This is a genomic window from Blautia sp. NSJ-175 (assembly GCF_022867815.1).
Classification (GTDB): domain Bacteria; phylum Bacillota; class Clostridia; order Lachnospirales; family Lachnospiraceae; genus Blautia; species Blautia celeris.
Map to the genome: position 1 here is coordinate 38,026 of NZ_JALIFQ010000029.1, position 20,985 is coordinate 59,010.

Consider the following 20,985-nt stretch of genomic DNA (forward strand, 5'->3'; position numbering starts at 1 on the left):
ATATTATTTTTGTTAATACTTTTTCCTGTCTTTAGATGTCGCATTTCTAAAAAAATATGTCCCATTTATTGGAATAAACGAATGAAAACAGGATACAGCATTAAGACAATAAAATACAAACTTCGCTGTTCTCATCCGGAGTGGCTGACAGAGACTGAGAAATACTACAGACAGGTCCTGGATTTTTATTTCCGCCTGCTTCTGGAGCATGAGGAAATCTGGGAACTGAACGTTCTTCAGATGCAGGGCGCATTAGAGCGCCTGACGATTGCGGGAAGAGACGGAAGAATACCTGAGCGGCCGCTGCCTTTTGGCAGGGTTCCTGTCTATTTCAGGCGCTCGGCGATTAATAAGGCCTCTGCCAGTTTGAAGAGTTATACGGAAAAGTATAAAAATTCCGGCGATGACCTGGTCTACACCATACCGGATACCATTGATGCGTCTGTTACCTACTTTAAGGGGATGTATAAGGATTTTAAGGAAAACAGGATTTCCCTGAAGGTATGGGACGGAAACAGGTGGAATTGGATGGACTGCAGGTTAAAAGGGCAGTCGATTCCGGAAGAAGCTCTGATGCTCTCTCCGACGGTTGTTTTTAAGGAGAAGGAGTTCTGGCTTCACGTGCCCGTCAAACAGCAGACAGAGGATGCCAGGAACGCGAAAGAGCGGATGAAGGACCGGGAGAATGTATGCAGTGTTCAGTTTACGAACACAGACATTTTTGCCATGTGCTGTGTATTGGATGCAGATGGGAAACAGAAGGCAGTGTATTCCTGCAGAGGCGGGGATGCTTACAGGAGCAAATGCAAAGTCCTTCTGGAGAAGATTGAGAAGTCCAGAGTTTATACGGACAAAGATAATGTGATGCAGCCCAACCACAAATATTATTTGCGGTTAAAAAATCTTTCTGATCACTATGCGCACCAGGTGAGCAGGGAAATCGTGGATTTCTGTGTGAGGGAAGAGGCAAGGGTCATTGTGATTCCGTCTTATGACAAGGAATTTTCAAAGATGGTGCAGTATCGTTCCGGGATATATTCACCGCTGTATTTGGGAAGCCGGATAAGAGAGTTTCTGAAATACAAGGCATGGAATGCCGGGATTGTGGTTCTGGAGCTCAGCGCGGAAGGGACGAGCAGCAGATGTTTTGTCTGCGGAGGGAAGATCAGGAAGAACGGGGCCATGTTTGAATGCGAAAATGGACATCAGGGAAGCCGTTTCCTGAACAGCGCCAGAAATCTTGGGGTGAAATGCCAGAAAGATTTCGAGCGAAAGCGAAAATAATTTTGAAATAAGTGTGAATATTCACTCTTATATAGATGCCGGGAAACCGGCAAGAGGCTGTGCGCCAGTGACGCATGGTTTCCGGTTGAATATCGCCGGTCGGCTCCTTTTGGTGTCGGCGAAGAATTGCTCTTTGGGAGCAGAGAATATTCAAAGTAATAATAAAAAGAATAAAAGAAATAGAAAATACGAGGGGAGATATTATGTGGCAGATAATCATTGTGCTGCTGCTTCTGCTGGTACTGTTTCTGTTTGTGATGGTGTTTGCTTTGGCGAAGATCAATTCCGGAGACAGGAAGAGAGAGGATAAAGAGCAGGAAGCGTTTATTCGAGGCGGTAAGGATGCGGGAGATGATGGGAGCAGGGGAAACCGCTCTGGTATGACCGGTGACGAGGAGAGAAAATGGAAGGCAGCAGAGGCCAATGATGAGAGAGATAAGATTCAGGAAGAGCTGATGCGGAAGGCCGGTAAGAAAAGAAAATTCATGGAACATTGGCAGGCAATTGCGCTTTGGCTGATGCTGTATGATGTTGTGGCTGTGAACGCGGCGTTTATGCTGGCTCTGTGGGTTCGGTTTGACTGCAGATATTCTATGATTCCGGATGTTTATCTGGGGGCGTTTTTGAAGTTTGCACCTTGGTATACGGTGGTTTGTATTGGAGTGTATTGGGCACTTAGGCTGTATAAGAGCGTTTGGCGGTTTGCGAGTTTCAGTGAGCTGTTCCGGATTGGGGCGGCGAATGTGATTACCGGGTTGGTGCAGATCGTTGGGATTACTTTGTTTTTTAAGAGAATGCCGATTTCTTATTATCTGTTTGGCATAATGTTGCAGTTTGTGTTTACAGTTGCTGTTAGGTTTTCTTATCGATTTATTTTACTGGAACGCAGTAGGAATAAACAGAGTGAAGAAGATGCCGTGCTGCATCGGGTGATGTTGATTGGTGCGGGGGCCGCAGGGCAGATTATAATCAGGGATTTGAACCGGGCCAGTGAAGTGAAGGCAAAGGTTTGCTGTATTATTGATGATAACCCAAATAAGATGGGGCGTTACATAGAAGGTATTCCGATTGTTGGCGGCAGGGATGATATTCTGCTGAGTGCGGAAAAATATAAGATTGATCAGATTTTACTGGCGATTCCCAGTGCTTCGGCTGAGGAGAAGAGGGATATTCTTAATATCTGTAAGGAGACTGGGTGTGAAATGAAGATACTTCCGGGGATTTACCAGTTGGTGAATGGGGAAGTGTCAATCAGTAAGATGAAGAGTGTGGCTGTGGAAGATTTGCTGGGGAGAGATCCGATTAAGGTAAACATGGAGGAAATCTTCAATGCGCTGAGGAATAAGACGATTCTGGTTACCGGTGGAGGTGGTTCTATTGGCAGTGAGTTGTGTCGGCAGATCGCAGCGCATGGTCCGAAACGGCTGATTATATTTGATATTTATGAGAATAATGCTTATGACATTGAACAGGAGTTAAGGAGGAAATATCCGAAACTTGATTTGGTTGTTTTGATTGGGTCGGTGAGGGATAGCAGACGAATTAACAGTGTGTTCGCGGAGTATAGGCCGGATGTGGTTTATCATGCGGCAGCACATAAGCATGTGCCTTTGATGGAGACAAGTCCTTGTGAGGCGATAAAGAATAATGTTCTGGGAACGTATAAGACTGCCAGCGCGGCACTGCAGAGTGGGTGCGAGAAGTTTGTGCTGATAAGTACAGATAAGGCGGTTAATCCTACGAATATTATGGGGGCGAGCAAAAGGCTGTGTGAAATGGTGATTCAGACTATGGACAGGCTGAGTAAACAAGGGAAGCCGATTGTTTTGCCGGATTTGAATGGGCATGATGAATGTGCAGATTATGATATGGTTGCTGCTACCAGAGAACAATTTGGGGAACATGAAGACGGTCAGAGGAAGCCTACAGATTTTGTGGCGGTTCGATTTGGTAATGTTTTAGGAAGTAATGGGTCTGTGATTCCGCTTTTTAAGAAACAGATTGAGGCTGGTGGGCCGGTTACGGTTACGCATCCGGATATTATTCGGTACTTTATGACGATACCTGAGGCGGTAAGTCTCGTGCTGCAGGCGGGAACGTATGCGAAGGGTGGAGAGATTTTTGTGCTGGATATGGGAGCACCGGTGAAGATTGATACATTGGCAAGGAACTTGATTAAGTTGTCGGGGTATAAGCCGGATGTGGATATTTCGGTTGTGTATACGGGGTTGAGGCCTGGAGAAAAGCTTTATGAGGAGAAACTTATGGCGGAGGAAGGGATGAAGACTACGCCGAATAAGTTGATACATATTGGGAGTCCGATTCCGTTTGATTTGGAGAAGTTTTTGGAGGATTTGAAGAATTTGGCGAAGGCCAGTTATTCTAACCGGGAGGATATTTGTGATTTGGTGCAAAACGTGGTGCCAACTTACAAACAGGATAGGGCTATCTCGCAATGAGTTTTTGGTAAATTAGAGTGGTTTTATTTAACTAAAGTGTAGAATTATGTATTATATTGTTTGATATTGACGGTAATGCGTTTGCAATATTTAATTAAAAAGTCTATCAGTAATTATATAATAGGAACAACCAGAGAAAAACCTGTATCCATAAGGGGTTGGTAGCTTAGCCGAGTCCCATCTTCATAATTTTTTGTTTAAAATGGGGCGGATTGCCAATCTCAGTAGACATGCGTGCCCCTTTTGGTGCCGTTCTGTTAACCCAATTTGCAGAGTAAAGAATAGAATAAGGAGATAATCGGCTAAGCCTGCTTCTGGAGGAGGAATTATCCGGGAAGGCTTACTGTCGTAAAACTTAGAAATGCTTTTTGAAAATATTATTATCAGGTAGGTATATCATAGTTTTTAATAAGCAAATGTATAAAAGGAACAATGGTATTCAAAATAAGAGCTTTATGTAAGGGGGAATTCCCTCGTCTGTGTTAAATCATAGATAGTGTGTGAATAAAAAGGCTTGGCGAGGAACTGAGAAAAAGCTGAAAACCACATAAAGTGTGAAAAAATAGACGGGGGGAAGACCGGGAAACAAGAAATTTAGAAGGAGAACAACACCATGTTCAAAGGAACTGAGATGAAACAGTTTCTCAGCAAAGTTTATCAATAATTATATAATAGGGACAACCAGAGAAAACCCGTTATTTACAGGGGTTTGATGGCTTAGTCGAGTCCCGATTTTATATTTTTTTCTCAAAATGGGAGGAGAAGCCATGACCTTGTAAATAAATGTGACTTTCTTAGATTTCTATTAATCCAATTTAGAGAGAAAAATTTAATAAGGAGAAAATCGACTAAGCCTGCATCTGGATAAGAGATTATCCGACAGGCTTATTGTCGTTAAGCAAGAACAATTCAATTTATTACATAAAAAGTATAGCACAGTTCTTTAAAATGAACAAGTAAATAAAAAGAACAATATAGAATTGGGAAATATTGTTCTGATATTTGTAATATTGCTTTACCGTTCATATATATTCCTTTCAAAGAGAATGGTTGTAATTTCATTCCTCAGAAGATAGCAAACGGTTAATAGAGAAGCGATAACTAAAGTGTGTTAAAAAGGGTATTAACCCATAAAGGAGAAATAAAAATGTCAAATGATAAGAATTTCAACAGCAGAGTAATTAGTTTTCCCCCGCCAGACATTACGGAATTAGAAATTGTAGAAGTAGCAGATGCACTTCGCTCTGGTTGGATCACAACAGGTCTAAGAACGAAAAAGCTGGAAAAAGAGATTGCTGAGTGGGTTGGTGTGAATAGGTGCGTTTGTCTGAATAGTCAGACCGCCTGTGGCGAGATGGCATTAAGACTTCTGGAAATTGGACCTGGTGATGAAGTGATAGCAATATAATGGGGACATATCAAGAATGTCCCGTAAATAAAGGGTTTTAAGAGGATTTGCTTATGCTGGATTTTGAAAAAAGTCGGTCAAAGTTAGATTTTCGAGCCTGGAAGTACGGTGATGGCTTCTTGGGTACTCGTAAAATTTAACCCAAATGAATCGATGAGTACAAAATCAAAAATCTATAAGGAGGCGTAGGCAAAGCTCAGACTGAAAGGTGTGGGTGTTTTGCTACGCCTATTTTATTTAAAATTCTGCAGTATTGAGTGGGCATTCTTTTGTTAAATAGAGTATAACACAAAACAAGAAAATAAACAAGAATAATTATAAATACATACTACGAGCGAGAGTAAAAGGAGCAAGAAGAAATGTTCGATTTCAATCAACAATTAAGCAAATTCGAGAATAAGTTATATTTGAGCAGCCCGACTATGCATGGACCGGAGTTGGAGTATATCAAAGAAGCTTACGAGACCAATTGGATGTCAACAGTTGGAAAAAATATTAATGAAGTTGAAGCAATGGTCTGTGATCTAGTTGGATGCAAATATTCTGTTGCTCTTTCAGCTGGAACAGCTGCTTTACATATGGCAGTAAAACTTGCAGGGGTTACTCCTGGAATGCGGATTTTTGCGAGCGACATGACGTTCGATGCCACGGTGAATCCAATTGTATACGAAGGTGGAGTCCCGATATTTATCGATACAGAGTATGACACCTGGAATATGGATCCGGTTGCACTGGAAAAAGCGTTTCAACTATATCCAGATGTCAAGGGTGTGGTTGTTGCTCATCTATATGGAACACCAGGTAAGATTGATGAAATCAAAAAGATTTGTGATGCACATGGAGCTAAGATTATTGAAGATGCAGCTGAATCTTTCGGTGCAATATACAAAGGAAAACAGACAGGCGTATTCGGAGATTTCAATGCAATTTCGTTTAACGGAAACAAAATAGTGACCGGGAGTTCTGGAGGAATGTTCTTGACAGACAGTCTTGAAGATGCCAACAAGGTTCGTAAGTGGTCAACGCAGGCAAGAGAAAATGCTCCATGGTACCAGCATGAAGAACTGGGATACAACTATCGCATGAGCAATGTAATTGCAGGGGTTGTAAGAGGTCAGTTGCCATATCTTAATGAGCATATTGCTCAGAAAAAGGCTATTTATGAGAGATATAAAGAAGGGTTAATAGACTTACCGGTGAGTATGAATCCTTTTGATGCAGAGAATTCAGAGCCAAATTATTGGTTGTCTTGCATGATTATCAAACCAGAAGCTATGTGCAAACAGGTAAGAGGAGAACAGGAAGTACTTTATGTTGGAGAACATGGTAAGAGCTGTCCGACAGAAATTCTGAATGCGATTGCCAGTATAAATGCTGAGGGCAGACCAATCTGGAAACCGATGCATATGCAGCCAATTTATCGAATGAATGGATTTGTGACACGAGAAGGTAATGGCAGAGCAAAAACAAATGCCTACATTTCCGGTGGAGCAGTGGGAGCTAATGAATTGCCATTGGATGTCGGAATGGATATCTTCCATAGAGGTCTGTGTTTGCCAAGTGATAATAAAATGACTGAGGAACAGCAGGATAGGATTATTGAAGTTATTAGAGGCTGTTTTGAGTGATGTACAGGGGAGAAAAGAAAACAAAATGAAAAGGTACAAAATAGGCTATACCACAGGTGTATATGACATGTTTCATATTGGACACCTGAATGTTATTAAGAGAGCCAAAGAGCAGTGTGATTATTTGATTGTGGGAGTAACCACTGATGAATTGTGCTTTAAAAGAAAGAATAAATATCCAATCATCTGTGAGGCAGATCGTATGGCCATTGTTGCCGAACTTCGTTGCGTTGACCAGGTTGTTCCACAAGAGAACATGGATAAATTTGAAGCAGTGAAAAAATACCACGCAGATGCTGTTTTTGTTGGTTCTGATTGGAAAGGCACAGATGCGTGGAACCAATATGAAAAAGAGTTTGCTGAGGAAGGATGTACAGTGGTTTATCTTGACCACACGGACGGAATCTCTTCAACAATACTGAGAGATAGATTGAATGATGGAGAAAAAGCACTGTAAAAGGCCTGATGAGAATAGTTGGCACAAGTTGATTATATGTGCGCTGTTCATTGGATATTTTGGCTTTATTATTTGGCTAACCGTGCTTAGTCGATTTGTGAAAACAAGGCGAATCGAACTTAGACCTTTCTGGGCATTACAAGAAATTATTTGCGGTAATCCCAAAGGCTGGGAAGAAGTAGTGTGGTATTTTCAGAACATCCTGCTGTTTATTCCCTTTGGCTTTTTACTAAGAGGAATTGTTGATAACTGGAAGAAAGTAGTGTTATTCGGAGTGATAGTATCCTGTGGTATTGAAATAATACAGTATATAAGTGCCACGGGCTTGGCAGAAATAGACGTTGTGACTGCAAACGCAATAGGTACTGGAATGGGATGCTTGTTATGGAAAGCAGGAAAGAAAATGAATATGAGATTAAAAAAGAGGGAGACATAGTTCATGGACAAGGCGAAAACGGTTGGTTGCATAATCGGATTAGCGGCAGCTACTACTGCGGTGACAGCTCATGTTATGAAGAAAAATGCAGATAAAACTACATATAAAGCATATGATATAAAACCAATTGTGGCTCGTAAAATAGGATTTTATGAGAAGTACATGAAGAGATTGGTTGATGTTGTCTGTGCTACAGGAGCCATTGTTGTGTTCTCGCCTCTTTACCTTGGTGTGGCGGCTTTAGTAAAAGTGAAACTTGGTTCTCCTGTTCTTTTTACACAGGATAGACCAGGACTTGTAGGACCTGATGGCAAGGAAACTGTTTTTAAAATGTATAAATTTCGTACTATGACAGATGAAAGAGACGAAAATAGTGAGCTACTTCCGGACGAAGTAAGACTTACTAAGTTCGGTAAATGGCTTAGAAATACAAGCCTAGATGAGCTTCCAGAAGCCTTCAACATTCTAAACGGAACAATGTCTGTCATCGGACCAAGACCTCAGCTTGTAAGAGATATGGTGTTTATGAGCCCAGAGCAGAGAAGAAGACACACTGCGAAGCCGGGTCTTAGTGGTTTGGCACAGGTGAATGGACGTAATGCTATATCTTGGGAAGATAAACTTCAATGGGATCAAAAATATATTGAAAATATTAGTTTCACTGGGGATATCAAAATTGTGATTGATACTATAAAAAAAGCGTTTATTAAGCAGGAAGGTATTACACAGGATGATATGGCAACAGCTGAAGACTTCGGAGATTATTTACTGAGAACCGAAAAAGTGGCTGAGGAAGAATATAAAGAGAAGCAGGCGGAGGCAAGAAGTATTTTGAATAGAGATAGAACTCAAAAAAAAGTTTTAATAGTTGCTAGCGTTGTTTCTTTTATTGAATGGTTTAATAAAGAAAATGTGGATTACTTGCATGATGATTTAGGCTGTGATGTTCACATAGCTTGTAATTTTGATTATATGGAAGATACAGATGAAGAACGCACAAAGCTGTATTTAGATAGGATTAGAGAAAAAGGAATTATCCTTCACAATATACATTTTGCTCGCTCACCATTAAGTAAGGATAATATTTCTGCGTATAAAGAATTGGATACGGTCATCAACAAATATGATTTTGACTTGATTCATTGTCATACGCCAGCGGCTTCTATGCTTACAAGAATAGCAGCAAGAGCAGCGAGAAAAAAGGGCAGTACGGTCATGTACACATGCCACGGATTTCATTTTCACAATGCCGCACCTAAGAAAAATTGGATGATTTACTATCCTGTAGAAAAGGTGTGCTCTCACCTATGCGATTATATCGTGACAATTAACAAGGAAGATTTCAACAGAGCAAAAACATTTCATGCAAAGAATGTTCGATATATTCCCGGTGTCGGAGTTGATATTAGCAGAATTAAGGATACGAAGGTTGATAAGGCTTCTTATAAAAAAAGTATAGGTATACCAGAAGATAGTATTATGCTTCTTTCGGTTGGAGAACTTATCGAGAGAAAGAATCATGAAGTCATTATTCGAGCATTAGGAAAACTCAAGGATGATAAGATTTATTATGTTATCTGCGGAAAAGGACCGCTGAAAGAGCAATTGATGGAATTGGCAAAGAAACTAGGGGTAGAAAAGAATGTCATATTCCTTGGATTTAGAAGAGACATTCCAGAATTGTGTAATACAGCAGATATCAGTGCGTTTCCATCCAAAATTGAGGGATTAGGTTTAGCTGGAATCGAAGTGATGGCAGCAGGTGTTCCATTGGTTTCTTCAAATGTACATGGAATTTTGGATTATGTTATCGATGGGGAAACAGGATATGCGTGTGATTCAGATGACGTAGATGGATTTGCAGAGGCTATAAAGAAACTTTCAGATGACAAAGAACTACGTGAGAATATGCGTGAAAAGTGCCTGAAAGCAGTGGAACCGTTTGAAATACATAATGCATTAAGAACAATGTGGGATATTTATGATGAAATATTAAAACAAGGAGCAGATTCATGAAATATACAATGAATGATATAACATCCTCTCTTACTAAGAAAAAGAATAGTCGTAGTTCACTATGGGTACAGTTATGGGTTCGAAAAGCATCATTCCCTGTAACATACCTTTTCATCAACGCAGGATGGTCTGCTAATATGGTATCTGTATTCTCTTGGTTTGTAATTTTTATAGCATCAGTTTTGCTTTCTATTAATAACTTCGGATGCATGCTGGCAGGAGTTATTCTAACAAACTTCTGGTTGGTACTGGATTGCGTGGATGGTAATATTGCACGAGTTAAGAAAGTTAAAACCTTTATGGGTGATTTCTTTGATGCGGTTGCTGGATATGGCCCATTTTCATTTACCACAGTTGGTTTGGGTATGGCAGCCTATCATACATCATTCTTGGTTCCAGAACAGTATAGAATTTATTTGATTTTGGTTGGTGCTATTGGTGCTGTAGCTAATACATATATGAGATTAGTACATCAGAAATATTTAAACTGCGTTTTTGCAGCCAAGAAGATATTAAATGAATTTGATGATATCACCCTTGCTGATACAGAAGATAAGAGAAGTTTTGCTTATATCAGAGAGCAGATTGATAAAAACTTCGGGGTGGCCGGTCTGTTCATGCCTTGGTTATTCGTGGCATTGTTTACCAATACATTTGATATTATGTTGGTTTGCTATACGGCGTACTATGTTCTCTCATTTGTAGCTATTTGTGTATTGTACTGCCGTAATGCAGCTAGGTTTGAGGTTGAGTCACAGCGGAAGATGAAGAAGTAGAAATGTTTAGTGTAGTATACCATTTATGCTTCGAATAAGGAGTGTTACATGAATCATAAGAATTTTTTTTACTAAAGGTATAACGGTGATTCAACACTATAATGACAGAAAATATTAGAAGATGAGGAAATGTATTCGGAATTTTCTGAGGTATAACCCTAAAATATTTATGGTACACTTTTCGGATTAAGCGCATGGGTGCATTTACAAATGCAAGTTCTGGAATTACAATTGGAAAGGGTTCGGTTATTGTTGAAACAAAACACAAATAACCACACGGATTATATTGAATAATCGTTGCTTCTGGTGCTCATGTTGGAAAAATGTAAGAATATGTCACCAAGTCATTATTGAAAATGATTTTACAGATGCAACACATGTACCTTACATGGGGGATAATGTGGAGATATATTAAAGAGCCAAAATCGTTGGAAAAGTAGGGATTGTAAATAAGGCAAAGGTAGTTAAATGCAGTGATAACATTTGATATGCCAGAAAATGCAACCGTTGTTGAAAAATCAAGAATTATATTAAAGGAAAAAATATGAAAATAGTTGTTGTTATTTTAAATTACAAAACATATGAGATGACGTTAAAACTTATTAAAAATATAGAGCGTATTAAAGGCAATGAAAAGGTTGATATTGTAGTTGTAGATAACGCATCACCAAATGAAAGTGCTGATATCTTGAGAACTGAGTCAAATGATTCTCATAGATTTGCTTTATTAAAAAATGATATTAATAGCGGTTATGCGGCTGGTAATAACGTTGGTATAAAATATGCGGTTGAGAATGGAGCAGAATATATTTTAGTGTCAAATAATGATATTGAGTTAGATACATATGACGGAATAAAAAAAATGATTGAATTGATGAATTCCAATACCAAGATTGGTGCGATTTCACCTAGAATTGTTTCAAAGAATGGAAAGAAGGACCCGCCATTATATTTTAGAAGACCATCATTTTGGGATATGACTTTCGGGATTGTCACAAATCATAAAGAACGATTTCGATTTGATGATGCAGTCGATTCTAAAATTTACGCTCCAAGAGGAAGCTTTATGCTTTTGCGAGCCACGGATATGAAAAAAATAGGTTTTTTAGATGAGGGGACTTTTTTGTATTATGAGGAACCAATATTATCGGAACGATTATCCAGAATTGGTAAGGAATGTTGGCTTTGTGGAAATGCTGAGGTAATTCACAATCACGGAAAAACTATTAGTACCTCAATAAAGAAAAAACAAACTTGTAACATTTTATGCAAAAGTTTATCTTATTATCTCAAAAATTATCGAAACTATAATTGTATTACAAGATTCTTATGTGTAAAATTCAGAGAACTATCGTATATGATAAGGCGGTAAGAATATGATAAAGACAGATAGGTTAGCAATTTTGCTTGCGACTTATAACGGAGAAAAATATTTAGAAGAACAATTAGATTCATTGTTGGCTCAAACCAACAAAGAATGGACTACTTATATTCACGATGATGGGTCTACGGACAAGACAGAATTAATAATAGATAGATACTGTGAGTTATATCCTGAACAGTTTAAAAAGATTACCGGAGGACCAACTGGGGGGGCTAAAAATAACTTTTATTATCTTCTTCGGGAGATTGAGGCACCAAGCTATATGTTTTGTGACCAGGATGATGTATGGCTACAAAATAAAATTGAAAAATCAATAAACTTAATCGATAAGAAGTCAGTGTTGCCGGAGATGGTATTTACAGATTTAACACTAGTAGATTCCTCGTTGAATGTTATTTCATCTTCAATGTGGAATTATTATGGATTTAGATTTAACAAATTGCAAGCGAAAGATCTGATTGTAAGAAATCTAATTACTGGATGCACAATGGTGATAAATCACAAATTGAGAGATATGATGATAAAATCCAATAATCAAAAGGATATTGCGATGCATGATAAATGGGCAGGATTAATAGCTACAGAATTTGGGAAAATACATAGGATTGAAGAATCAACTATTTTATATAGACAGCATGAGAGCAATGCGGTTGGTGCCGCAAATAATCATACTGTAAAGTATTGGGTTACTAAATTTAAATGTTTAAAAGATATACGTGAATCATACAAGAATACTCAAAAACAAGCAAAGGAGTTTTCAAAAGTGTTTCAATTACCTGAATCGAATTTAATAACCATTTATGGGAATATACAGAAATATAATAAGTTTAAGAGGATATATTGCTATATAAAGTATGGATTTATTACGAACAGTATATCTCAAATAATTGGTATGATTCTGTGTGGATGATTATTGCTTTTGTTCTAGAAAGAAAAAAGAGAGGATAGAATATGGATATATTTAAAATAGCTGAGGAGACATTTGATAAGTATAGTTTAATAATTCATTATCGAAATCCTTATCTTTATAGCGCAGGATCTGAAAACTATATAGTTTCACAAATAGAGGTGTTAAGTACAGAAAAAATTAAATCTGTAATAATTTTCCCTATATATAAGAGCATTTGGATTGGGAAAATAGAATTATCTATTCGAGCGTGGGGAGTAATATATGAAAAAAAATTCTATGATGGTGTTTCTTTCAATGATTTATTAAAACTTATTAATAGATTAAATGTTAGGAAACAGTGTGTTGGAATAATGATACATAGCATTATTTTTATGAAATTAGAAGAGCTTAGTTTGATTGTGAGCTCGGGGAATAAAGTTTTTTTGTATCTTCATGATTTTTGTACTGCTTGTCCACAATATAATTTGCTAAAAAACGGAACAGATTTCTGTGGAAATGCAAAGATATATAAAGAAAAGTGTCATGATTGTAAATTTTATAATCAAGCATTAGATTTGCATAAAAATGTAATAGAGTTCTTGGATTCAATAGAAGATATTACGGTAGTGTCACCGTCTAACTATGTTAAAGATTTATGGAAAGAAGCATTTCCTAAAATGGAAAAAAAGATCCTTGTTATGGGACATAAGATTCTATGTGGTAAATATGAAGAGAATAACACTCCGATAAAGTCAAATGAAAAAATAAAAGTTGCTTTTGTTGGTAAAGGTGTTGTCAGAAAAGGGTATTATGAGTGGCTTGATGTTGTTGATAAGATAAATTGTAATGATGATCTAAAAAAGAAGTATGATTTTTACCATTTTGGTTTTTCTAAAGAAACTCGTGACTATATAAAAAACGTGACTGTTTCAGTAATAGAAAATGGACCGGATGCAATGATTAAGGCTATTAGGCAAAATAGCATAGATGTTGTGGTATTATTTTCTTGTGTGCCTGAGACATATAGTTATACATATTTTGAGAGTATAGCTGCAAATTGTTTCGTAATAACAAGTTCATTAAGTGGGAATATTGCAACGGAAGTAACGCACCGAGAGAATGGAATCGTGATTGACTATTCGTCAGAAAGTTTATTGAAATTGTTAAGTGATTATAAGAACTTTAAAACAAATTTGAACCAATACAAAAAAAGCAGTTTTAATGCTCCGAAAACACTGAAAAATAATACAGAGTATTTGAATTTGCTTATGAGCAAGGAAACAAAAGAAATAGAAATAAATATGAAAGAAAATCGACTATCTGCAGTTATTGCTAATATATTGTATAGAATTAGATATAAGTTGATGTGAGGAAAGTAGAAATGATTATTAAATATAAATCGTTTTCTCGATGGAATATCATAGCAGTCTTAATAGCTTTTCTTCCAATTACACGTTATTATAGATTTCCTTGGCTATCGTATTCCTTTGGAACAATAAGCCTTTGGCTATTATTTGCTATTTGTACTCCTTGTTTGACTAGAAAAATTCCAAAAAGAAATAGAAAACTGTTTTATTATACAGCATATATTATATTGGGTTATTTTATTAGCATATTTCTTTACAATGCTGGATCATATGGGACACTTTTATATAATGTCTTAATTCAGGTGTTGATAGTCATTTTAGCTTGTGGAAATAAGTCTTTTAGAGGAGATATTCTTTTAAAAACGATTGAAAATATATCAATAGTAGCTAGCCTACTGCTTTTCATTCAATACGCTATTTATTATTTGAGTGGACGTTTTTTACAGTTAATTCCCTTACATTTTTTTACCGACTCAATACAAAATAATTTTTCATCGTTTACAAGAATAACAACGGGTACGGCAAGTGGTTATTTTAGACCATCTTCTTTTTTCATTGAACCTGCACATTTTGGGCAATTTGTATTAGTTGCATTGGCTTTTGTTTTGTTCAAATATTATAAGAATAGTGAAAAACAATTTATCATTAAGGCAATAGTCCTATCTCTAGCAATTCTTATGTCCACTTCAGGAATAGGATTGTTTGGTGTAGTTGTTTTGTGGACTATTTTTATGTTTGTTTTTAGCAGAAAGATTAATAATCGGAAAGTATTTGGTATCTTTTTGTTTATATTATTTGCATTAGTAATTGCGGTTGTATTTTTATCAAAGCAAGAATTTGTACAGCTTGTATTTATGCGTTTATCTGTAGATAGCAGCAGCAATATGAATGCAGTTAGTGGTAGAACGGAAGGTTATGATTTTTTCTTTGGTGATGCCTTCAATAATAAATTATTTGGAATAGGAACAGGGAATGAACCTATGGTGGATGTGTATTATACATCGCTAGCTATGCTATTGATTAGAAATGGTTTTTTAGGTGTTATACTTTATTTTATTATTTGCTGTCATCGAGTACTTCAGAATGGGAGATTTGCGAAATGGATCGCAATTGTGATTTTGCTAATTGTAGCGTCTGCTGGTGTTTATGACTTTGCGAATGTTGCATTCTATTTAACATTAATGTTTATGGATGTTACGTTTTTAGATGTAGAAAATGATATGATGATATGATTTTTGGAGGAATGGTATGCGAATTGGAATAATTACTTTCCATTTTGTTTGGAATTATGGCGCAGTATTACAGTGTTGGGCTTTACAGACAAGATTAGAGAAAATGGGATATGAGGTAGAGATAATTAATTATTGTCCTGATTATCATGTGAAAAGATATTCTATAATAAACAAAGATTTTTTAAATGCCACATACGAATCTACAAAGCGTATTTCAAGCTTATTATCGAATATAAAGTTCCCATTAAGAATGGTTAAACAGAGAAAATTTGAACACATCCTAAATTACCTGAATGTTACTGATATCATTAAGAGCAAGGATGAAGCAGAAAAAATACTCAGAAAAAAATATGATGCAGTCATCTGTGGAAGCGATCAAATATGGAATGAGATGATTACAAATGGAACATTTGATGAAATGTATTTCGCTGATTTCACTGGTTACAAAGGATTGAAGATTGCTTATGCAGTTAGTACTGGTGAGACAGTATTAGAGAACAGAAAAGAGTCTTTAGTTAGGCTTACCAAAGGTTTTACACGCATTTCTTGTAGAGAGAAGAATACTGCAGAACGATTATCGGCCATTGTTATGAGAAATATAGATGTAGTTCCAGATCCCACTTTCTTACTCGATAAAGAAGACTATATTAGTTTGATTAAAAGTGATAATGATAGATATATAATAGTATATAAACTTGAGGATAATCCAATTCTTGATCAAGCCGTCGAGTTTTTGACAAATAGAACTGGCCTACCAATACTAAACATATCGCCTGGAAAATTACGCATAAATAAAAAGCATACTTGGGATAGAACTGCTGGTCCTCTTGAATTCTTAAAATATATTGCAAATGCAGAATTTATTATTACAAATTCATTTCATGGATCTGTCTTTTCGATGTTGTTTGAAAAAAAAGTAATGATAATTCCACATAAGTCAAGAAATACGAGAATTTTGAATTTACTTGATTTGTTAGAAGCTAAAGATTTACTTGTAAAGAATGCAGAATCTTTCAATCAATGGTTTGATCAAGAAATAGATTATGATAATATTCGCAGTCGATTTTCTGATCAAAAATGCAAAGGTATTAGGTTTTTAGAAGAGGCTTTAAGTCAAGAAAGCGAGAATTAATGAATGTCAAATTATAAAAAATTAGGGAAAAATGTACTGCTGTTGACAATTGGAAGCTTTTCGTCAAAACTGCTCAGCTTTTTCTTTGTTCCTTTTTATACATATGTATTATCAACAGCCGAATACGGAATTGCTGATTTAATTACTACAACGGTAAGTTTATTATTCCCGTTCTTTACATGTATCATTTCTGAAGCAGCCATGCGCTTTGCACAAGAAAAAGAAAACGATGAAGAAATGATTTTTGAAATTGGAATGCTTATATGGGTAGCAGGTTTAGTAATATTGCTTATACTATCTCCGGTGTTTTGTTTGGTGTCCACAATTAAACCTTATTGGGGACTGATCCTTCTTTATTATATTGGATATAGTCTTTATACTAATTTTGGCTATTTTTTAAGAGGTATTGAAAAAGTATCAGTATTTGCCATCGCAGGTATTTTAAATACGGTTATTTCGATTGGATGTAATTTGCTTTTTCTTCTTATATTTAAAATGGGAATTAAAGGTTATTTGTATTCTTTTATTATTTCAAATATCTCCGTCAGCTCTTTTATGTTTTTTTCAGCAAAAATATATCGATATTCTTTAAAAAGAGTTGATATATCATTGTTAAAGAAAATGTTACATTATTCTCTACCGTTGATTCCTAATTCTGCAAGTTGGTGGATAAGTAACTCTTCAGATAGATATATTTTAATAATGTATGCGGGAATTGCTGTTAATGGTATTTATTCAATTTCATACAAAATACCAACCATCATAACAATGGTAACAAGTATTTTTGTGACAGCATGGAGAATATCTGCGGTCGATAGCTTTGGAACAGAAGAATCGAGAAAATTCTATAGTGATGTATTTGATATGTATATTACTATCACTGTAATAACAGCTTCTATTTTGATGTTGATAAATAAGCCGTTGTCTGGATTGCTATATTCGAAAGAATTTTATGTTGCATGGAGGTTTGTCCCCATATTGTTAATCGCTTCGGCATTGCATTCATATAGCGACTTCTTTGGTACGATTTACACCTCGGCAATGAAAACTAAAATGTTGTTTTACTCAACCTTAGTGGGGGCAATATCAAATATTTGTTTAAACTTTCTATTGATACCAAAATTTTCAGCTATGGGTGCTGCAATTGCAACTATGATTAGTTATGGTATTGTTTGGATGGTTAGAGTACTTCATTCAAGAACAATCTTAAAGCTAGAATACCGCACAAAGAGCGATATAGGATGTGCAGTGCTTCTGTTTTTGCAAGTAGTAATTGCTATAAACGATTATTCATTTGAATATATTGCATCAGGACTAATAGTTGTATTTTTAATATTAATAAGAAAAAAAAGTATATTAGGTATTATTCAAATGATTATATTTCGAGGGAAAAAAAGTAAAATGAGCAACGATGCTGATAGGGTTAGTGTGACAAAAGAAGAAGTAGATTCTTTAGCACATGAGTTTTCTAATTTGAAAGCATATGCAGGACGATATATTGATAATGAAACATTGCTCCAGTGTTCAAGTGGTGGTGCTGCAAATGCATTAGCTGAAGCATTTATCGATAATGGCGGAGTTGTAATAGGTTCAAGATATAGTACTGATTTTAAATCAGCTTATTATACAGCAGTAGACAATAAAGATGATTTATTTCTGTTGCGTGGTTCGAAATACATACCTAGTAGAAAAACAAACGAGAAAAATGAAAGTATATACGAGAATGTAGAATCTTTGTTATCACAGAATAAAAAAGTCTTGTTTATTGGTTTAGGCTGTGATGTGGCTTCTATTATCAAGTTTTGTGAAAATAAAAAGTTGGATACTCATAATTTATATACCATTGATTTAATTTGCCATGGACCAACATTACCTGAAGTACAACAAAGTTTTGTAGAGGAATTTGAACGAAAATATAAATCAAAAATTATGACCTTTTCTATAAAACACAAGGCAAGAGGTTGGGCAAAGCCATGTGTGTACATAAAATTTGAAAATGGCAAGGAGATTGTTTATCCTTGGGAAGAAACTGACTTTTGCTATGCGTTTGGACACTATTCTCGAAGTGGATGCTCAAAGTGTCTTTTTAAAGGAAACGGCCATAGATCTTCGATGACAATAGGTGATTATTGGGGGGTTGATCCGAATAGTGAAATATATGATAAAAATGGAGTATCCGTTTTAATCATTAATAATGCTCAAGGACAATCGCTTTTATCCATAATTAATCGCAAAAGCTTTTTGTTAGATGAAGTGAATATTGGGCATGTTGTTGCAAATAATCCAATGTTTTATCGTTGCCGTGCAAAAGATGAAGATCATGAAAAGTTTTCTATGTATTTAAAAAATAGATCTTTGCATTGTGCTGTGATAAAACATATGGGATTTGTCAAATATATATATTCGAAATTAGTTAGAATGTTATGATGTAGGAGGAACAACTAAATGAAAGGTATTATTTTAGCCGGTGTTCCGGTACAAGACTATATCCTCTCACAATGGTAACAAGTAAGCAGCTGCTACCCGTTTAAGATAAGCCGATGATCTATTACCCTATGTCAACTTTAATGTTGGCAGGAATCAAAGATATCTTGATAATTTCCACACCTACTGATACACCAAGGTTTGAAGAACTTCTCGGTGATGGCTATTAGTTCGGTGTGAACTTATCATACAAGGTTCAGCCAAGTCCTGATGGATTAGTACAGGCGTTTCTGTTAGGAGAAGAATTCCTTGATGGAGAATCCGGTGCGATGGTACTTGGTGATAACATTTTCTACGGTAATGGATTTGGTAAGACTTTGAAAGCTGCGGTGGAAGATGCAGAACTGAATAATAGAGCCACTGTCTTCGGATATTACGTTCCGGATCCAGAGCGTTTTGGTGTTGTGGCATTCGATGAGAATGGACAGGCTACAAGCAATGAAGAGAAACCATCAGAACCGAAATCGAACTATGCTGTAACAGGTCTCTACTTCTATCCAGCAGGTGTAAGTGAAATGGCTAAAGCTGTAAAGCCGTCCGCAAGAGGTGAACTTGAAATCACAACATTAAACGAGATGTATCTGAATGAGGGAAGATTAGATGTTCAGCTGTTAGGTCGGGGATTTGCTTGGCTTGATACTGGTACAATGGAGAGTCTTCTTGAAGCCGCAGAATTTGTACATATGATTGAAAAACGTCAGGGTGTAAAGATTTCTGCACCAGAGGAAATATCATTCCGTTACGGTTGGATTAATAAAGAAGGACTTTTAGCGTCCGCAGAAAAATATTGAAAGTCTCCTTATGGACAGCATTTAAAAGCTGTGGCAGACGGAAAGGTACGTGGATAATTAAACCAATAGAGACAAAGATTCCTAGAGTAGTGATTATTGAAACAGATGTGTTCGGTGATAATAGAGGTTACTTCACAGAAACATATAACAAGCCAAAATATGATGCATTGGGGATTACAACAGAGTTCGTACAAGACAATATGAGTTTTTCAGCGCAGAAAGGTACTCTTCGTGGACTACATTGGCAGAGTCCACCTTACGCACAGGCGAAATTGGTATCCTGCACCAAGGGTAAAGTAATCGATGTAGCGGTTGATATTCGTAAAGGCAGTCCAACCTTCGGACAGTGGGTAAGCTGTGAATTAAGTGCTGATAACCATAGACAGTTTTTCATCCCACGCGGTTTCGCACACGGATTTCTTACATTGACAGAGGATGTTGAATTCAGATACAAATGCGACAATGTGTACAATAAGGAAGCTGAAGGTGGCATGAGATATGACGCGCCAGAAGTGAATGTCGATGGGGGAGCATTGCTTAACGGAATTGAGCCGGTATTAAGTGAAAAGGATAAGATAGGTCCTACACTCGACAATTCAGATAACCAGTTTGTTTATGAGGAGAATTGCTAAACCAGTTTAGAAGTGGAATGGCGTGACAGAAGAAGAGGAGAATTAGAAATGAGCAAGACGATTTTAGTTACCGGAGGAACCGGATTTATTGGAAACTGCTTCTGCAAGTTATTATTAGAAGAGAGACCAGAATACAGAGTAATCAATGTGGACGTTTGTACATACGCTGCAAATCCAGCCACGATTGAAGATGAACTAAAGAGCGAGAATTATAAGTTTTACAAAACAGATATCAGAGATAGAGAAGCAATCGAGAAGATTTTTGAAACTGAAAAACCGGATGTTGTGAGGGCGTAAAAATTTCTGTGTCTATGGGAAATGATTTTTCCTGATAAGAATCAGATATGTATGGAAATCTTGTCGATAACAATTCTTTTATTGTGTCGAATTTCTTTTCTAATTATAGTATTGCCAGGTTTGCTCAATTTATACTTCTTTTTCTATTTTTTTGCATTACAATTAAGGCATTAGTTTAAATTACTTAAAACGTGTGAATAATCCGGGGTGAAATCCATCACCTGTCCGGCGTATGGAAATCAATATTCCGTTTTTTACGGAATCACGATTCCGGAAAAAAGGGAATCGCATTTTTCCTAAAACCTTATAATGA

15 protein-coding genes and 2 pseudogenes are annotated in these 20,985 nt (G+C 36.5%); all 17 read left to right on the top strand.

From position 1 onward, the window contains the following. The first annotated feature begins 81 nt into the window (after positions 1-81). The 17 genes and pseudogenes from MUB35_RS27125 to MUB35_RS27210 all read left to right on the top strand — a co-directional run bounded on the left by MUB35_RS27125 (position 82) and on the right by MUB35_RS27210 (position 20,672). Positions 82-1,284, top strand: coding sequence for a transposase (locus MUB35_RS27125; RefSeq protein WP_244807146.1), 1,203 nt, complete (start codon positions 82-84; stop codon positions 1,282-1,284). Between the two features lie 455 nt (positions 1,285-1,739). Then, the gene (locus MUB35_RS27130; RefSeq protein WP_442863166.1) at positions 1,740-3,743 is read left to right on the top strand and encodes a polysaccharide biosynthesis protein; all 2,004 of its coding nucleotides are present in this window, start codon (positions 1,740-1,742) and stop codon (positions 3,741-3,743) included. Between the two features lie 1,147 nt (positions 3,744-4,890). After that, positions 4,891-5,142: pseudogene (locus MUB35_RS27135) on the top strand (DegT/DnrJ/EryC1/StrS family aminotransferase); the annotation flags it as partial. Positions 5,143-5,510: 368 nt separating this feature from the next. Next, positions 5,511-6,779 (top strand): DegT/DnrJ/EryC1/StrS family aminotransferase, encoded by a 1,269-nt coding sequence (locus tag MUB35_RS27140; protein ID WP_176833740.1) that lies wholly within the window; start codon positions 5,511-5,513, stop codon positions 6,777-6,779. Then, positions 6,751-7,236, top strand: a complete 486-nt coding sequence (locus MUB35_RS27145; RefSeq protein WP_331477668.1) for a pantoate--beta-alanine ligase — start codon at positions 6,751-6,753, stop codon at positions 7,234-7,236. Before MUB35_RS27140 ends, MUB35_RS27145 begins: the two co-directional genes overlap by 29 nt. Further along, positions 7,214-7,672, top strand: a complete 459-nt coding sequence (locus MUB35_RS27150; RefSeq protein ID WP_176833742.1) for a VanZ family protein — start codon at positions 7,214-7,216, stop codon at positions 7,670-7,672. Before MUB35_RS27145 ends, MUB35_RS27150 begins: the two co-directional genes overlap by 23 nt. A gap of 3 nt (positions 7,673-7,675) precedes the next feature. Then, the gene (locus MUB35_RS30605) at positions 7,676-9,688 is read left to right on the top strand and encodes a sugar transferase (protein ID WP_304657711.1); all 2,013 of its coding nucleotides are present in this window, start codon (positions 7,676-7,678) and stop codon (positions 9,686-9,688) included. After that, positions 9,685-10,464 carry a CDP-alcohol phosphatidyltransferase family protein gene (locus tag MUB35_RS27165; RefSeq protein WP_244807148.1) on the top strand — a complete coding sequence of 260 codons (780 nt, stop codon included), beginning with the start codon at positions 9,685-9,687 and terminating at the stop codon, positions 10,462-10,464. Before MUB35_RS30605 ends, MUB35_RS27165 begins: the two co-directional genes overlap by 4 nt. Before the next feature lie 544 nt (positions 10,465-11,008). After that, positions 11,009-11,836: a glycosyltransferase gene (locus tag MUB35_RS27170; RefSeq protein ID WP_244807149.1), complete on the top strand. Its 828-nt coding sequence runs from the start codon at positions 11,009-11,011 to the stop codon at positions 11,834-11,836. A gap of 4 nt (positions 11,837-11,840) precedes the next feature. Then, positions 11,841-12,758, top strand: coding sequence for a glycosyltransferase family 2 protein (locus MUB35_RS27175; RefSeq protein WP_244807150.1), 918 nt, complete (start codon positions 11,841-11,843; stop codon positions 12,756-12,758). Between the two features lie 41 nt (positions 12,759-12,799). After that, positions 12,800-14,107: a hypothetical protein gene (locus tag MUB35_RS27180; protein WP_244807151.1), complete on the top strand. Its 1,308-nt coding sequence runs from the start codon at positions 12,800-12,802 to the stop codon at positions 14,105-14,107. An 11-nt stretch (positions 14,108-14,118) separates the two neighbouring features. Continuing rightward, positions 14,119-15,336, top strand: coding sequence for a hypothetical protein (locus MUB35_RS27185; RefSeq protein WP_244807152.1), 1,218 nt, complete (start codon positions 14,119-14,121; stop codon positions 15,334-15,336). A 16-nt stretch (positions 15,337-15,352) separates the two neighbouring features. Continuing rightward, a complete protein-coding gene (locus MUB35_RS27190; RefSeq protein WP_244807153.1) occupies positions 15,353-16,468 on the top strand; it encodes a polysaccharide pyruvyl transferase family protein in 1,116 nt (371 codons plus the stop codon). 3 nt (positions 16,469-16,471) lie between these two features. Beyond that, positions 16,472-18,895 (top strand): oligosaccharide flippase family protein, encoded by a 2,424-nt coding sequence (locus tag MUB35_RS27195; RefSeq protein WP_244807154.1) that lies wholly within the window; start codon positions 16,472-16,474, stop codon positions 18,893-18,895. 18 nt (positions 18,896-18,913) lie between these two features. Further along, positions 18,914-19,743 (top strand): annotated as a pseudogene (gene rfbA, locus MUB35_RS27200) (glucose-1-phosphate thymidylyltransferase RfbA). Then, positions 19,740-20,375, top strand: coding sequence for a dTDP-4-dehydrorhamnose 3,5-epimerase (gene rfbC, locus MUB35_RS27205; RefSeq protein ID WP_255786323.1), 636 nt, complete (start codon positions 19,740-19,742; stop codon positions 20,373-20,375). Before rfbA ends, rfbC begins: the two are co-directional and overlap by 4 nt. Positions 20,376-20,423: 48 nt before the next feature. Beyond that, the gene (locus MUB35_RS27210) at positions 20,424-20,672 is read left to right on the top strand and encodes an SDR family NAD(P)-dependent oxidoreductase (RefSeq protein WP_244807155.1); all 249 of its coding nucleotides are present in this window, start codon (positions 20,424-20,426) and stop codon (positions 20,670-20,672) included. The last annotated feature ends 313 nt before the right edge of the window (positions 20,673-20,985 follow it).

What these genes read in the sequence shown, in the direction of transcription:
- MUB35_RS27125 (WP_244807146.1), top strand. Translation starts at nt 82, where the DNA reads ATGAAAACAGGATACAGCATTAAGACAATAAAATACAAACTTCGCTGT.
- MUB35_RS27130 (WP_442863166.1), top strand. Translation starts at nt 1,740, where the DNA reads ATGCGGAAGGCCGGTAAGAAAAGAAAATTCATGGAACATTGGCAGGCA.
- MUB35_RS27140 (WP_176833740.1), top strand. Translation starts at nt 5,511, where the DNA reads ATGTTCGATTTCAATCAACAATTAAGCAAATTCGAGAATAAGTTATAT.
- MUB35_RS27150 (WP_176833742.1), top strand. Translation starts at nt 7,214, where the DNA reads ATGATGGAGAAAAAGCACTGTAAAAGGCCTGATGAGAATAGTTGGCAC.
- MUB35_RS30605 (WP_304657711.1), top strand. Translation starts at nt 7,676, where the DNA reads ATGGACAAGGCGAAAACGGTTGGTTGCATAATCGGATTAGCGGCAGCT.
- MUB35_RS27165 (WP_244807148.1), top strand. Translation starts at nt 9,685, where the DNA reads ATGAAATATACAATGAATGATATAACATCCTCTCTTACTAAGAAAAAG.
- MUB35_RS27170 (WP_244807149.1), top strand. Translation starts at nt 11,009, where the DNA reads ATGAAAATAGTTGTTGTTATTTTAAATTACAAAACATATGAGATGACG.
- MUB35_RS27175 (WP_244807150.1), top strand. Translation starts at nt 11,841, where the DNA reads ATGATAAAGACAGATAGGTTAGCAATTTTGCTTGCGACTTATAACGGA.
- MUB35_RS27180 (WP_244807151.1), top strand. Translation starts at nt 12,800, where the DNA reads ATGGATATATTTAAAATAGCTGAGGAGACATTTGATAAGTATAGTTTA.
- MUB35_RS27185 (WP_244807152.1), top strand. Translation starts at nt 14,119, where the DNA reads ATGATTATTAAATATAAATCGTTTTCTCGATGGAATATCATAGCAGTC.
- MUB35_RS27190 (WP_244807153.1), top strand. Translation starts at nt 15,353, where the DNA reads ATGCGAATTGGAATAATTACTTTCCATTTTGTTTGGAATTATGGCGCA.
- MUB35_RS27195 (WP_244807154.1), top strand. Translation starts at nt 16,472, where the DNA reads ATGTCAAATTATAAAAAATTAGGGAAAAATGTACTGCTGTTGACAATT.
- MUB35_RS27210 (WP_244807155.1), top strand. Translation starts at nt 20,424, where the DNA reads ATGAGCAAGACGATTTTAGTTACCGGAGGAACCGGATTTATTGGAAAC.